12 protein-coding genes are annotated in these 13076 nt (G+C 65.8%); 6 read left to right on the plus strand and 6 right to left on the minus strand.

From position 1 onward, the window contains the following. Window positions 1-15 precede the first annotated feature (15 nt). The 4 genes from E3T50_RS02300 to E3T50_RS02315 all read right to left on the minus strand — a co-directional run bounded on the left by E3T50_RS02300 (window position 16) and on the right by E3T50_RS02315 (window position 4567). Window positions 16-924 carry a glycosyltransferase family 2 protein gene (locus E3T50_RS02300; protein WP_241990699.1) on the minus strand — a complete coding sequence of 303 codons (909 nt, stop codon included), beginning with the start codon at window positions 922-924 and terminating at the stop codon, window positions 16-18. Then, window positions 911-1735 (minus strand): CDP-alcohol phosphatidyltransferase family protein, encoded by an 825-nt coding sequence (locus tag E3T50_RS02305; RefSeq protein WP_134550355.1) that lies wholly within the window; start codon window positions 1733-1735, stop codon window positions 911-913. The genes E3T50_RS02300 and E3T50_RS02305 overlap by 14 nt, the downstream gene beginning before the upstream one ends. A 4-nt stretch (window positions 1736-1739) precedes the next feature. Beyond that, complete coding sequence (locus tag E3T50_RS02310) at window positions 1740-2738, minus strand: glycosyltransferase family 2 protein (RefSeq protein ID WP_134550356.1); 999 nt, start codon at window positions 2736-2738, stop codon at window positions 1740-1742. 182 nt (window positions 2739-2920) lie between these two features. After that, window positions 2921-4567 carry a S1C family serine protease gene (locus tag E3T50_RS02315; protein WP_134550357.1) on the minus strand — a complete coding sequence of 549 codons (1647 nt, stop codon included), beginning with the start codon at window positions 4565-4567 and terminating at the stop codon, window positions 2921-2923. Between the two features lie 145 nt (window positions 4568-4712). On the opposite strand from E3T50_RS02315, the gene E3T50_RS02320 reads away from it, so the two are divergent. Next, window positions 4713-5924 (plus strand): aminotransferase class I/II-fold pyridoxal phosphate-dependent enzyme, encoded by a 1212-nt coding sequence (locus E3T50_RS02320; protein WP_134550358.1) that lies wholly within the window; start codon window positions 4713-4715, stop codon window positions 5922-5924. Window positions 5925-5981: 57 nt separating this feature from the next. Here the strand turns inward: E3T50_RS02320 and E3T50_RS02325 are convergent, their stop codons facing one another. After that, window positions 5982-7055 carry an alkene reductase gene (locus E3T50_RS02325; protein ID WP_134550359.1) on the minus strand — a complete coding sequence of 358 codons (1074 nt, stop codon included), beginning with the start codon at window positions 7053-7055 and terminating at the stop codon, window positions 5982-5984. 204 nt (window positions 7056-7259) lie between these two features. Here E3T50_RS02325 and E3T50_RS02330 point away from each other — a divergent pair, with 204 nt between their 5' ends. Both E3T50_RS02330 and E3T50_RS02335 read left to right on the plus strand, forming a co-directional pair. Next, the gene (locus E3T50_RS02330; protein WP_166784176.1) at window positions 7260-8396 is read left to right on the plus strand and encodes an alpha/beta fold hydrolase; all 1137 of its coding nucleotides are present in this window, start codon (window positions 7260-7262) and stop codon (window positions 8394-8396) included. A 143-nt stretch (window positions 8397-8539) separates the two neighbouring features. Further along, window positions 8540-8932, plus strand: a complete 393-nt coding sequence (locus tag E3T50_RS02335) for a DUF7882 family protein (RefSeq protein WP_241990700.1) — start codon at window positions 8540-8542, stop codon at window positions 8930-8932. Here the strand turns inward: E3T50_RS02335 and E3T50_RS02340 are convergent. Beyond that, window positions 8929-9774 (minus strand): carbon-nitrogen hydrolase family protein, encoded by an 846-nt coding sequence (locus E3T50_RS02340; protein ID WP_134550361.1) that lies wholly within the window; start codon window positions 9772-9774, stop codon window positions 8929-8931. The two genes, E3T50_RS02335 and E3T50_RS02340, sit on opposite strands and share 4 nt — an antisense overlap. 123 nt (window positions 9775-9897) lie before the next feature. Between E3T50_RS02340 and E3T50_RS02345 the strand changes: the two genes are divergently transcribed. The 3 genes from E3T50_RS02345 to E3T50_RS02355 all read left to right on the plus strand — a co-directional run bounded on the left by E3T50_RS02345 (window position 9898) and on the right by E3T50_RS02355 (window position 13048). Then, window positions 9898-11460: a glycosyltransferase family 39 protein gene (locus E3T50_RS02345; RefSeq protein WP_166784177.1), complete on the plus strand. Its 1563-nt coding sequence runs from the start codon at window positions 9898-9900 to the stop codon at window positions 11458-11460. Between the two features lie 3 nt (window positions 11461-11463). After that, on the plus strand, window positions 11464-12234 hold the full coding sequence (locus E3T50_RS02350; RefSeq protein WP_134550363.1) for a polyprenol monophosphomannose synthase: 771 nt from the start codon (window positions 11464-11466) through the stop codon (window positions 12232-12234). Between the two features lie 97 nt (window positions 12235-12331). Beyond that, window positions 12332-13048 carry an NUDIX hydrolase gene (locus E3T50_RS02355; RefSeq protein ID WP_134550364.1) on the plus strand — a complete coding sequence of 239 codons (717 nt, stop codon included), beginning with the start codon at window positions 12332-12334 and terminating at the stop codon, window positions 13046-13048. Window positions 13049-13076 lie beyond the last annotated feature (28 nt).

Below are 13076 nucleotides of genomic sequence, written 5' to 3' on the forward strand. Positions count from 1 at the left end.
TAAGACTACCTTTCGTCAGATGATCGGGGGGCGCCCTGCGCGGGTCATCCGCCAGACCGTGCGTGCTCGAAGCGGATGCCGCGGCCCCGGGTCACTGCGCCACCCTTCGCGCCAGCCGTCGAACCAGGCGCGCAGTGCCGGCCGGTTGCTCGGGGCCCAGCGCAGCATCTGAATCGCCGTCCAGGAGCCCACGTACAGCGGCACCAGCAGGGCGGGCAAGTTGCGGCGGGCCAGCCAGACCCGATTGCGGGCATTCAACCGGTAATAGTCGGCATGCCGGGTAGGGGAGATGACCGGATGGTTGGCCACAAGGTCGCCGGCATACCAGACGACCCGGTCCTGGTCCCAGACCCGCCACGCCAGTTCGATGCCTTCGTGCGCGTAGAAAAACGGTTCGGCCCAGCCTCCGGTCGCGTCGAAGACGCTGCGCGGCAGCAAAACGGCGCCCTCCCAGACAGAGAACACCGGTCCGGGCGTCGTGGCCTCACCCTTGCGGATGCGGGGAATCCACCGCCGGGGCGATTGCTTACCGGTCGGGTCTTCGACCCGCGGCTGGAGCATTCCGATGGTCGGGTCGGCGCGCAACTTGCTGATCGCGTCGATCAAAAAGTTCGGATCGGGAATGCTCGCGTCGTCGTCGAGAAAGAACAGGTACTCGCCGGTGACGAGCGGCACCCCGCGGTTGCGGCCAGCCGGAATGCCCAGGTTGGTCGGCAATCCCAGTGACTGCACGCCGGTAGGCAGGCCTGTCGGCTGCCAGCCATTGCCGACACAGACCACATCAAGAGTCACCCCCTGCTGGGCCAGCACCGACCGAATGCCCCGCTCGAGGTCATCTGCCCTGGTGCCCTGGGTGAGCACCACGACACCGACCGTCACGGTACCGGCCGTCACAGTGCCGGCCGCTTCGTTAAGACCGGACACGCTTGGACGCCATGATCGCCACGAAATGGCCGATGAGCGACAAAAATGCAAGCGGGACCAGGAGGATGAGCACGGCACGGTCCACGACCGGCTGCCCGAAAACCAACCCCACAACGGCCGCCGCGAAGATGACCATGGTCAGCTCGACCGAGTGGTAGAGCCGGTGGAACGGCAGGAAGCGGGCGAGGCGACGTACCCGGGCGATCAGGCTCGAGGTCGGTGTCTTCTCACCGTGGGTGTCGGCGAGTCGGGTGAGGCCGGCGTTGGCGCGGGCGACGTGCACCATATCGTTGAGGGACTTGTTCAGCACGATGATCAGGGCCAGCAGCAGCGCCAGGCTGGTCCACAGAAAGTCTGCGGGCGATTCGAATGGGTACGCGGCCGCCCGAATTCCGAGGACGATGGGGATGAGCGATTCCGTGGAGTAGTGTCCAACCTTGTCGAGGAACACGCCTGCGGGCGAGGAGGTGCCCCGCCAGCGCGCTACCTCACCATCGCAGCAGTCGATGAGCATCTGCACCTGGCTGAGCGCGAGCGCGAGCAGGGCTCCCCAGATTCCGGGGATCAGCAGGGCGGCGGCGGTCGACCAACCGGCCAGGATCATCAGGGCGGTCACACCGTTGGCGGAGATGCGGGTCTTCAGCAGCATCCAAGTGAGGTACGGCGACAGGTCCCGCAGGTACAGGCTCGCCGTCCAGTGCTCAGCATTGGCGCGCAGGCGCACCTCGGGCGGCTGCGCGACCGCGCGCAGCTGGGCGATCGACTCCGGTCGGGTCGGCCGCTGGTGTGAGATATTCGGCGAACTGGTCATCTGCTCACCTTCCCGTGTGTGCCGTGATGTTGCTGGTGAGTTTCAGGTAACCGAGAACGAACCCGACCCCCCAGCAGAAGTGAATGCAGGGCAAGACTACGAGAAAACGCACGGACGCACGAAATCCGTCCGGCCTGGCCACGATGAGCGTCGCTCCCACCACAATGAGCAGGTAGCCGGCGGGAACGATCAGGCCCAGTAGCAGCCACGGCGCCGCACCGAGAGCGCCCTGCACGAGGCCGCCAAGGCCGAGGAGCAGTCCGAGAGCCACTGCCAGCACCATGGCCGGCGGCACGAAATAGCGAAGGCCGTTGGCCGCCGGATAGCGCCGGGCCAGCTCCCCGCGCCACAGTCCGGTCGACAGCATCTGCCGTGCCAGCTGGGCCAAAGTCGGCCGCGGCCGGTAGAGCACCCGAAGCTTCGGGGTGAACCAGACCGTACCGCCGGCTTCGCGCAGACGCCGGTTGAGGTCCCAGTCCTGGCCGCGTTTCACTCCCTCGTCAAAGAGCCCGACGTTGAGAATGCTCTCTGTGCGAAAACAGCCGAGGTATACCGTGTCGGCCGCGCCCTCCGCCCCGCCGACGTGGTGCGGTGTGCCGCCTAGGCCGATCCGGGTGCCGTAGGCGCGGGCCACGGCCCGCTCGAAGGAGCTGATACCGCGGGCGTCCATGATGCCGCCGACATTGGCGGCGCCGGTGCGTTCAAGCGTCTCCACCGCGACGCGCGCATAGTCGGGCGGCAGTACCGAGTGGGCGTCCACGCGAATGACCACCGCGTACTGGGACGCAAGGATGGCGATGTTCAGGCCGGCCGGCGTCGAGCCGACCTCGTTGGCCACAATGCGAATGCGCGAGTCAACGGCGGCCATTTCTGCGACCAGTTCGGTCGTACCGTCGATGCTCGGTCCGAGGGCCAATGTCACTTCGAATGAGCCCTGGTAGTCCTGCACCAATAGGCTCTCGACAGCGGCACGCACGTGGGTCGCCTCGTTGAGCACAGGCATCACATACGACACTCCGGCAAGAAATCCCGTACCACGTTGGTGCACCCTGCTAGCCAGCTTTCCGGTTGATGGTAGGACGATCGAGCCTACCAGCCCGGCAAATGGTGAAGTGCCGGCAGCCAGGAACGCACGATCGCGCCGCCGGAGAGCCGGCGACGCGATGTGGGCGAAGGAGCCGGCGGTTAGCTCGCGAGCTCGCCGACCGTGACAGGGATGGTGGTCGCCTTGCCGCCTCGCACATACGTGAGGTCGGCAGTCCCCCCGGCGGCGAGTACGCGAACCTGAGCGGTGAGGTCGATCGAATCCGTGATGGGAACACCGTTGAAGTTCGTGATCACGTCACCGGCTTTCAGGCCGGCCTTCTCGGCGGCGCCGCCCGAGCTGACCTCGCTGATCAGGGCGCCGACCGTGCTGCTGGTCGAGCTCGAGGCGTTTGTGACGCTCGCCCCGAGCAGGCCGTGGGTGGCGGTGCCATTGGCGATGATCTCATCGGAAATGCGTTTGGCAAAGTTCGACGGAATCGAGAAGCCGACTCCGATGCTGCCCGCCGCGGACGAGGCCGTCGTGCTGCCAGCACTGGCAATGGCAACGTTGATGCCGATCAGTTCACCCTTACCGTTGAGCAGGGCGCCACCGGAGTTACCCGGGTTGATGGCGGCATCCGTTTGGATCACCGGGAGGGCGATGCTGGCAGAAGCGGCCCGGGGACCCTGCGACTGCGTGCCGTCCTGCTTCGGAAAGTCGAAGAAGAACGGGTTCTGGCCCTGGCTCCCGTCGGGTGTGGTGGTGTCGGGTGAGGACGGAGCGGCCGAACTCGCGACGGTAATGCTGCGATTGAGCGCGCTCACGATGCCGTCGGTGACCGTGCCGGAGAGGCCGAGCGGGGCGCCGATGGCGATGGCGCTGTCACCGACGTTGAGCTGGGACGAATCGCCCCAGGCGACCGGGGTGAGGCCGCTTGCGTCGGTCAGCTTGATCACCGCGAGGTCGGAGATGGGGTCGGTGCCGACGAGGGTGGCAGTGTAGAGCTTGCCGTCGTTGCTCTTGACCTCGATTTTTACATCGGAGGCGGCGCCGTCGAGCGTGACTACGTGGGTGTTGGTGAGCACGTAGCCGTCGGCGGTGAGGATCACGCCGGATCCGGTGCCGCCGGACGAACTGCCCGCAACATCGATGGTCACCACACTCGGGGAGGCCTTGGCAGCGACGGCGGTGACCTGGTTGACGCTCTTCGTGTTGTTGACGACGACGTTGCTCGGGCCGGAGGCCTGGCTGATCGGCACACCGTTATTCTGGCCGCTCATCATGAGGGCGGTGATGCCGGCGCCGGACGATCCACCGACCAGCGCACCGATGGCGAGGGCGGCGATCAGCGCGACGCTACCCCTACGGCGACCGGATTCCTTGGTCGTACTGGACGCGACGGGCTGCCCGGGGTACGTCTGAGACGGGTAAGCGTTCGTGGGGTGAACATCCGCAGTGGCATAGGCCGGGTTCGACGCGGTGGCCGTCTCGATCCGTTGACCGAAGGCATCCGTCGGGTACGCGGCCGTCTGGGCCTGGTCTGGCTGGCCCTGGTCTGCTGCGGATGCTGCCGGCATGGCCGGTGCTTCCACGACCGGCACGGTGGGTTCCTCGACCGGCCGGGCATCGGCTGGCTGGGAACTGACCGGCTGGGCGGGCGGAGCGGGAGGAGCGTCCGGAGAAGAGGGCGGAGACGTGGGCGGAGACGTGGGCGGGTTTGCCTCGCCGGATTCGTTCACGGTAAAATCGGCGGCATTCGCGGACCTGTCGGGGGTGGGGCCGGGATCTTGGGTGTTATCAGTCATCAGGTGCTCCTTCCAAGCGTTGCCAGCTTTGCGCCCGAACCTGAACATTCGATATGTACCTCCTGAGAGCATTCAATGATCCAGCCGAGATCTTGCCCATGTCGTAGTTTGGAACCATGCAGGATTCGAGACAGGCAAGCCAGCGATGACCATTTCCGGCGCGTGGCGACGCACGGCTCGCGGGGCTGGGCTTCTCGCCGCTGACGGGACCGTTGCGGCCAGCATCTTCGCCGAGATGAGCGCTCTCGCCGTGCGCACCGGGGCCGTCAACCTCGGCCAGGGCTTTCCGGATGAAGACGGACCGGCTGTGGTGCTCGAGGCAGCCCGCCAAGCGATCAGCGACGGGGTGAACCAGTATCCGCCTGGCCGTGGCCAGCCGGTCTTGCTTGAGGCGATAGCCCGGCATCAGCAGCGGTTCTATGATCTGCCTGTCGACCCCGGCAGTGAGATTTTGGTCACGGCCGGTGCCACCGAGGCCCTCGCGGCGACCATTTTGGCGCTGATCGAGCCGGGTGACGAGGTCGTCACCTTTGAACCGTTCTACGACGCCTACGGCGGCCTGATCGGCTTGGGCGGAGGCATCCACCGCACGGTGCCGCTGCGGGCCCCGGATTTTCAGCCCGACTTGGACGCGCTTCGAGCTGTGGTCACCGACCGCACCCGTCTGATCATCGTGAACGATCCGCACAACCCCACCGGGACGGTCTTTCCGCGGCACACCCTGGAGCTGATCGTGGAACTCGCGCACCGGCACGACGCGCTCATCGTCACCGATGAGGTCTACGAGCACCTCACCTTTGGGGCGCCGCACATTCCGATCGCAACCCTCCCCGGGGCGTGGGAGCGCACGATCACCATTTCATCGGGCGGCAAAACCTTCAGCCTCACCGGCTGGAAGGTGGGCTGGCTCAGCGCCCCGGCCGCGATCGTGACGGCGATCCTCGCAGTCAAGCAGTTTCTCACTTATGTAAATGCGGCACCCTTTCAGCCCGCAATCGCCGTCGGGCTCGACCTGCCCGATTCGTACTTCGCGCACCTCGCGTCCGGCATGATGCACAAACGCGACGTGCTCGCTGCGGGACTGCGCGCGGCCGGCTTCGCGATCAGCGTGCCACAGGGCTCGTATTTCATCGTGGCGGATGCGACGCCGCTCGGTTTTTCGGATGGTGCCGAACTGTGCCGGCAACTGCCGGCGCTGGTCGGCGTGGTCGCGGTGCCGATCACGGCGTTCTGCTCCCCCGCACACCGGGCCGAGTATGCGCCGCTTCTCCGGTTCGCCTACTGCAAGAAAGAGGCCTTGCTCGATCAGGCCTCGTCACAACTCGCGGCACTGTCGCGCCCCTGGGCGCGAGAATGACAAGAGTGCCCGTATGAACCTGTCATACGAGCACTCTTTGCGCTCTTCGTGGGAAATTTACGAAGCGAGTGCGGGGTAGTCGGTGTAGCCCTCTGCGCTGTCGGCATAGTAGGTGAGCGGGTTGGGCTCGTTCACCGGCAGGTCATCGCGCCAGCGCCGCACGAGGTCGGGATTGGCGATGGCCGCGCGACCGACGACGACGGCGTCGGCAACGTCGTCACGAACGATGGCGAGGGCCTCGTCGCGCGCGGTGATGGCGCCGAATCCAGTATTGACCAGGAAGACACCAGCAAAGCGGGTACGCAGATTCTGCACGAATTCGCCGCGCGGGTCGGCGTGGAGCACGCTCAGGTAGGCCAGATCGAGCGAGGCGAGCCCGTCGACGAGGACACCATAGGTAGCCTTGACGTCGTCGGAATCCGTTTCCAGCACATCTTGAATATTGTGTTCGGGTGAGATGCGCAGGCCCACCTTGTCGGCACCGATCGCCAGGGTGACTGCAGTCACCACGTCGATGACGAACCGGGCGCGCGTCGCGGGCGAGCCGCCAAACGCATCGTCCCGCACGTTGGAGGTCGGCGACAGGAACTCGTGCAGCAGGTAGCCGTTGGCGGCGTGCAGCTCAACGCCGTCGAATCCGGCCGCGATGGCGTTCTTCGACGCCAGCACGAATTCAGCCACGATGCCGGCCAGTTCGTCGGTGGTCAGAGCGTGCGGCACCGGATAGTCCTTCTTGCCGTCATAGGTGCGCGTGCTGCCGTCGATCGCGATGGCGCTCGGTCCGACGACCGGGTAGCCACCTGTGGTGGCTTCGTGGGTGACCCGACCGGCGTGCATGACCTGGGCGACGATACGACCGCCGGCGGCGTGCACCGAATCGGTCACGGCCTTCCAACCGGCGAGCTGTTCCGGTTCGACGAGCCCGGGCTGGCCCGGAAAGCCTTGGCCGGCGTGACTTGGGTAGGTACCTTCACTCACGATCAGGCCGAGCGAGGCGCGCTGCGTGTAGTACAAGGCAACGAGTTCACCGGGAACACCGGACTTGCCCGAGCGGATGCGGGTCAACGGCGCCATGACAAGACGGTTGGGCAGCACGATGTCGCCGAGGTTTAGCGGGGAAAAGAGATTCACGTGCACTTCTTTCTCACATTCAGCCGGTCAGTCAGACCGGATACCTTCGTTGTGGCAGCATCAGGGAGTTCCTCTGCGGCCATAGGCGGCAACGGACACGAACCGCGCGATATTCCTGCCTGCCAATTCGCTGCACGAACCATGCCCTGCCGTCTCGAGCGATCCAGGGGCAATCCGTTAGGCCCGTGGCACCGAACTATGGTCATGAGCATCTTGTTGTCCCGACCCGCGACCCGAAATCACTCGGTGGCATCCGTCGGCGTCCTTGACTCTCCGACGCCCGGTCCGCGCCCCGGTGCCAGGCCGCAGCCCGCTACCAGGCCGAAACCGGCACCACCGGCCATCGCGCTGGGCTACAGCCCCTTCCCCCTCGATGCCGACGCTCATCATTTCGGCCTGACCACAAGTGCAATGCTCCTCAAGGGCGGAACGGTCGTCGTGCGGCACGGTCGCCGAAGCAATAGCGATACGGCCACCATTTTGCTGCACGGAGCTGCCGGGTCGTGGACAACCTGGACTCCCCTGTTGCAGGCCGCCGAGGCGACCGCCCGCGATCTGACCGATCTGATCATTCCCGATCTTCCAGGATGGGGCGACTCCCCACGTGCGGCCGACGAATCGTCCGTCGGTGTCGAGTCGATGGCGGAGCTGGTCGCCGATGTGGCCCGCTCCCTCGGCTACGAGCGCTGGAACGTTGTCGGTCATTCCATGGGTGGGTTCATCGCCCTGCAGCTGGCCGCGAGCGAGCCGAGCGCCACGTCATCCGTCGGCTTGGTCTCAGCCACCTCGTTTTCGATCCAAAACAGCGTTCGTCACCCGATTCGCCATTTCTGGGTGCTACCCGCTTTCACGGCACTACTCATGACCATGCGGATGCTGCGGCTCGCCGGTCCCCTCAACCGTGGCCTGGTGCGAGCCGTCACGTGTCTCGGTCTGCTACCAGCGCTCGTGGCTCCGCTATTCAGCCGCCCCAGGGCCGTCGACCCTACAGTGGTCGCTGCTCTCGGCGCCGAGGTGCGCCCGGCCGGCTTCGTCCTGGCCGCCGATCGTGCCGGCGCCTACGACGCCGGCACGCAGTGGGCGCAGATTCGCTGCCCGGTGCGTTCGGTGCACGGTGACGACGACATCTTTGTCACGACCGACGACGACAAGCGACTTCACGCCCTGGTGCCGCACTGCGTGAGCAGCACGGTCCCGGGAGCCGGGCACTTCAGTCAGATCGAACGCCCCCTCGAAGTGCTGCTCCGGCTCGAATTCGCCGTTCCCTTGCCGATAATGTCGAGCCGGATCGAACCCGCGCGGCGTGGATCACCACGTGACAATGCACGGGATGCTTTCTAAAATCCTTGCATTTGTCCCCCGTACGAGGGACACTGGAAGGCAGTTCCCGGTTCCACGCCAAAGAGCATGTTTCACTTTCATACGTTCCGGCCTCCGTGTTCTCACTCGGCGCAACCGGTCCCAATGAAATGGAAGTGGCACTCATGGGTTCTCTCACGTACGACCGTGTCGTCGTAGAATTCGAAGACCGAATGCTGGCGCACCTGCAGCTCGTGATCATTCAAAAGCTGCGCCGCGGCGAGAGCTTCATGCTCTCCTGGCGAGACGCGGCCATCGTCGGCGACGGCCGCAGTTCTGCCTGGTTGCACCCTTCCATCCCGCTGTATTTCAAGTTCGCCGGGGGCCATGCACCCACCATCAACCCGAGCTGGGTCGCCCAGCTCACCCGCTCGGCCAACAGCTCGCAGGGGCTCGTGGTCACGGCAGAGGAGAGCGCCACCGTCGACGCCAATCTCCTGCCCAAGGTGGAACCAGCCCTCGGAATTCGGGTAGCCGCCCAAACCCGATCAACCAAGGCGAGCGTTACCGAGCATTAGCGCGGCACGACGGTGAAACGGCGCAAGGCCAACGCCGGATTGATCGCACGCACCGCAACGACGCGTGCCGGTGTCAGGAATGCGACCGCGACATCCACCGACTCGCCGAGGCTCGCCACAGCAACGCCCATCGGATCGATGACGAGGCTGGTTCCAACGCCGATTGGCGGTGCGTGATCGGCGGCGGCCACAAAAACCGTGTTCTCCAGTGCCCGGGCGGTAAGCAGGGTGCGCCAGTGGTGCTCCTTGAGGGGGCCGCGCACCCACTCGGCCGGCACGAGTACGAGGGTCGCCCCGGCATCGACGAGCCGACGGGTGACCTCTGGAAAGCGGATGTCGTAGCAGGTTTGCACCCCGACTCGCAGGCCACCGACTTCGAAAATTTCCGGTTCAGTCACCGTGCCGGGCAGTACCCAGTCCGATTCTCGGTCGCCGAACGCGTCGTAGAGGTGGAGCTTGCGATAGGTCGCCACGAGCCGTCCCGTCGGGTCGACGGCGACGAGGGTGTTCGAAAACCGGGCGGGATCGTCGGTCGTCTCGAGCATGCCGGCCACGATGTGTATGCCGAGCTCGGCGGCGAGCGCGGCGAGCGTCGAAACGAAGGCTCCATCGAGCGGTTCGGCCGCCGCCACGAACGAGGGCCCCAGCTTCGGTTCGAAGAACGCCGAATACTCGGGAAAGACGACGAGGTGTGCTCCGCGCGCGGCGGCCGTCGTGGCGAGCTTCCGGAGCATGGCGTGATTGCGCGCCCGATCTGGTCCCGGTGCGAATTGAGCGACCGCCACGCCGACCGCGGTGGATCCGTCGGGAGTGGATTCGTCGGGTTCAACGACTGAAGTCATGCCGAAAGCTTAGCGCGCAGCCCGGTGCCCATGCCGGGGCCAACCACCGAAAAGATTGGTCTTTGCAGGCAACTCGGGGGCGTTCGATGGCTCACGTTAACCAATGCTGGGTATGTTGACTGGGTGACCTCCGTTCTCACCCCGCATGTCGTAGCGCCCCCGGCGAACGGGCGACGCCGTTTGCGGGACCTGTCGTCCGGGCTGTCAGCGTGGCTCGTGGGCCTCGTGGCGTTTCTCCTGTCGTTCGCCTGGTCCTGGCAGCCGTCGTACTGGGGTGATGAGGCCGCGAGCATCATGTCGGCTGAACGACCACTCCCCTCACTGTTTGGCATGCTGGACAACGTCGATGCTGTGCACGGCCTGTACTACCTGTTTTTGCACGGCTGGATCGACCTCTTCGGCGCGTCCGAGCTCGCCACGCGTTTGCCGAGCGCGATCGCAATCGGTGTAGCCGCTGCGGGAACGGTGGTTCTGGCGCGCTTCTTCATGGGGCCACGAGTGGCCATCGGCGGCGGAATAGTCTTTGCCATTCTGCCCCGCGTCACCTATATGGGCTCCGAGACGCGATCCACCGCGATCGCGACGGCCATCGGCGTCTGGCTCACCGTGCTGCTCGTCCTCGCGCTGCGCAGCAGCACCGGTACCCGACGCCGCCAGGGCCTGCTCTGGCTGGGTTATTCGCTGCTGCTCGCCCTCGGAATCTATCTCTTCCTCTACCTGGCACTGCTGCTTCCGGTACACGCGGTCGCGGTTCTCACGGCGAGCCGGCAGCATCCGTTCTGGCGCAGCCGTGTCGTCTGGCTGGGGGCAAGCCTGCTGGGGCTGTCGCTGGCCCTTCCCATTTTTCTCGCCGGCTCTGCCCAGCGGGAGCAAATCGCGTTCATCGGCCGCAGGCCGCAGGTCAAGGTAACCGAAGCGGCGGTGATGCAGTGGTTCGACACGATTCCGGTAGCGATCATGGCCTGGGCGCTCATCACCATCGCCGTGGTCGCGGTGTTTCTGCGCCGCCCCCCCACGCGCCGCCCCCACACGCACCGGTCCGCCGGGCTGCCCGGCCGCGCCGGACTGGCGTTTTTTCTGGCTTGGATGGTGGTGCCCAGCGCCATTCTTCTGATCGGTACCCACCTGGTCACCCCGATGTATTCGCTTCGCTACCTGTCGCTCTGCACCCCGGCGGTGGGCGTCGTGATCGCCGTCGGCGTGGCTGCGCTTGCCAACAACTGGTTGCGCGCCGCCAGCCTCATCGCTCTGGTCGCCGTCATCGTGCCCGCCTACGCTGTGCAGCGCGGTGACTACGGCAAGAACGAAGGAAGCGACTGGCGCCAGGCGTCCGACATCATCGCCGCCCGCGCGACGCCAGGGGACGGCATCGTGTTCGATCAGAGCGTGCGGCCATCACGCCTGCCACGACTGGCCATGCACCTCTACCCCGATGCCTTTCTCGGCCTCGAAGATGTGACGCTCACCCGGTCGTATGCTGATACGGGCTGGCTCTGGGACGAGGTCGCACCACTGACCGATGTGCTGCCGGCCCTATCGAACCTCGACACGGTATGGCTGCTACAGAACTCGGGAAGTGGAGATTCGCGAAGAGAAACGAATGTACACACCCTTCAACTCCAGGGATTCCACGTTGTTGAGACGACACTGGTGAACCGCACCCGCATCATTGAAATGACGAGGTAACCCGTGCCTACCAACCCCACGCCTACCACCCTGGTACTCGTTCCGACCTACAACGAGGCCGAGAACATCGCCGCGATCGTGGATCGACTGCGCTTCAGCGTGCCCGAGGTGCACATTTTGGTCGTCGATGACGCCTCCCCCGACGGCACCGGCGCGCTGGCCGATGGCATTGCGGCGCGCGACGCGAGCGTTCACGTGTTGCACCGCACGGAGAAGACCGGACTTGGTGCGGCCTACCTCGACGGCTTCGGCTGGGGCCTGAGTCGCGGGTATACCCAACTGGTGCAGCTCGACGCCGACGGTTCCCACCTGCCCGAGCAACTCGCACGGCTGCTGGCGGCGGCCGACACGGCCGACGTGGTGATGGGGTCACGCTGGGTGCCCGGCGGGGCCATCGAGAATTGGCCCTGGCATCGACGCGCCCTGTCCCGCGGTGGATCCCTGTACTCCCGATTGCTGCTGCGGCTGCCGCAACGGGACGCCACCGGCGGCTACCGGGTCTACTCCGCCCGAGCACTCGAGCGCATGGACCTCTCGAGTGTGGACAGCCTCGGCTACTGCTTTCAGATTGAGATGCTGCTGCACGCCGTGCGCGCCGACCTGCGCGTTGTTGAGGTACCGATCACGTTTGTGGAACGGGTGCGCGGGTCGTCCAAGATGAGTCCGCGCATCGCCGTCGAGGCGATGGCTCGGGTGACTCTGTGGGGCGTGACCGGCATGGGCATCAGCCGGGCCGGTGCCCGCGCGGCAGCTGCAGCCACACGCGGAGCCTGACTCTCGCCGAATTCGTCACCTCCGGGCGTTTGGGTCAATTTGACTATATGATGGACCCAGCTGTTAAAGTCACACCGACCTTTACGACTGGATCCTTATGCTGGAGCACCTGGCCGAGCAGAGCCCGCTCGAACGCGGCAGCGCTCGCGCGACCCTCGCCGTCTCGACCGTGATCTTCACCCTGCGCCCCGACGATTCGTCGGGCCTGAAGACGCTGTGGCTGCCCCTCGTGCGCCGAACCCGTGACCCACACCTCGGCCTGTGGGCGCTGCCCGGCGGGTGGCTTCCGGCCGACGAAGAACTCGCAGCGGCTGCCGCCCGCACCCTGCGCGAGACCACCGATCTCTCCCCGCGCTATCTGGAGCAGCTCTACACCTTCGGCGATATCGACCGCTCCCCCGGCGTGCGCGTGGTCTCCGTCGTCTACTGGGCGCTCGTGCGTTCCGAGGTCGCGGAGCGGGCATCCGTCGGTGAGAACGTGCGCTGGTTCGCTGCCGACTCGCTTCCGCCGCTCGCTTTCGACCACAACCACATCGTGGAATACGCCCTCTGGCGGCTGCGCACCAAGGTGGAGTACGCGCGCATCGCGCATGCCTTTCTCGGCGACACGTTCACCCTCGCCCAGCTGCGCGAGGTACACGAGGCCGTTCTGCAAAAAGCGCTCGACCCGGCCAATTTTCGCCGGTCGATCGAGTCGTCTGGCAGCCTGATCGGCACCGATCAACACGTGGCCGGGGCCCGGCATCGACCCGCTCGGCTCTACCGGTACAACGATCGGGCCTCCGCGCATGATCCGCCAGGGCCGACGCTCTAACTCCCCTACCTTTCATCCCGTTACTTGC

Origin of the sequence: Cryobacterium gelidum (genome assembly GCF_004403985.1) — a bacterium.
Classification (GTDB): Bacteria; Actinomycetota; Actinomycetes; order Actinomycetales; family Microbacteriaceae; genus Cryobacterium; species Cryobacterium gelidum.

What these genes read in the sequence shown, in the direction of transcription:
- E3T50_RS02305 (WP_134550355.1), bottom strand. Translation starts at nt 1,735, where the DNA reads ATGACCAGTTCGCCGAATATCTCACACCAGCGGCCGACCCGACCGGAG.
- E3T50_RS02310 (WP_134550356.1), bottom strand. Translation starts at nt 2,738, where the DNA reads ATGCCTGTGCTCAACGAGGCGACCCACGTGCGTGCCGCTGTCGAGAGC.
- E3T50_RS02315 (WP_134550357.1), bottom strand. Translation starts at nt 4,567, where the DNA reads ATGACTGATAACACCCAAGATCCCGGCCCCACCCCCGACAGGTCCGCG.
- E3T50_RS02320 (WP_134550358.1), top strand. Translation starts at nt 4,713, where the DNA reads ATGACCATTTCCGGCGCGTGGCGACGCACGGCTCGCGGGGCTGGGCTT.
- E3T50_RS02330 (WP_166784176.1), top strand. Translation starts at nt 7,260, where the DNA reads ATGAGCATCTTGTTGTCCCGACCCGCGACCCGAAATCACTCGGTGGCA.
- E3T50_RS02335 (WP_241990700.1), top strand. Translation starts at nt 8,540, where the DNA reads ATGGGTTCTCTCACGTACGACCGTGTCGTCGTAGAATTCGAAGACCGA.
- E3T50_RS02340 (WP_134550361.1), bottom strand. Translation starts at nt 9,774, where the DNA reads ATGACTTCAGTCGTTGAACCCGACGAATCCACTCCCGACGGATCCACC.
- E3T50_RS02355 (WP_134550364.1), top strand. Translation starts at nt 12,332, where the DNA reads ATGCTGGAGCACCTGGCCGAGCAGAGCCCGCTCGAACGCGGCAGCGCT.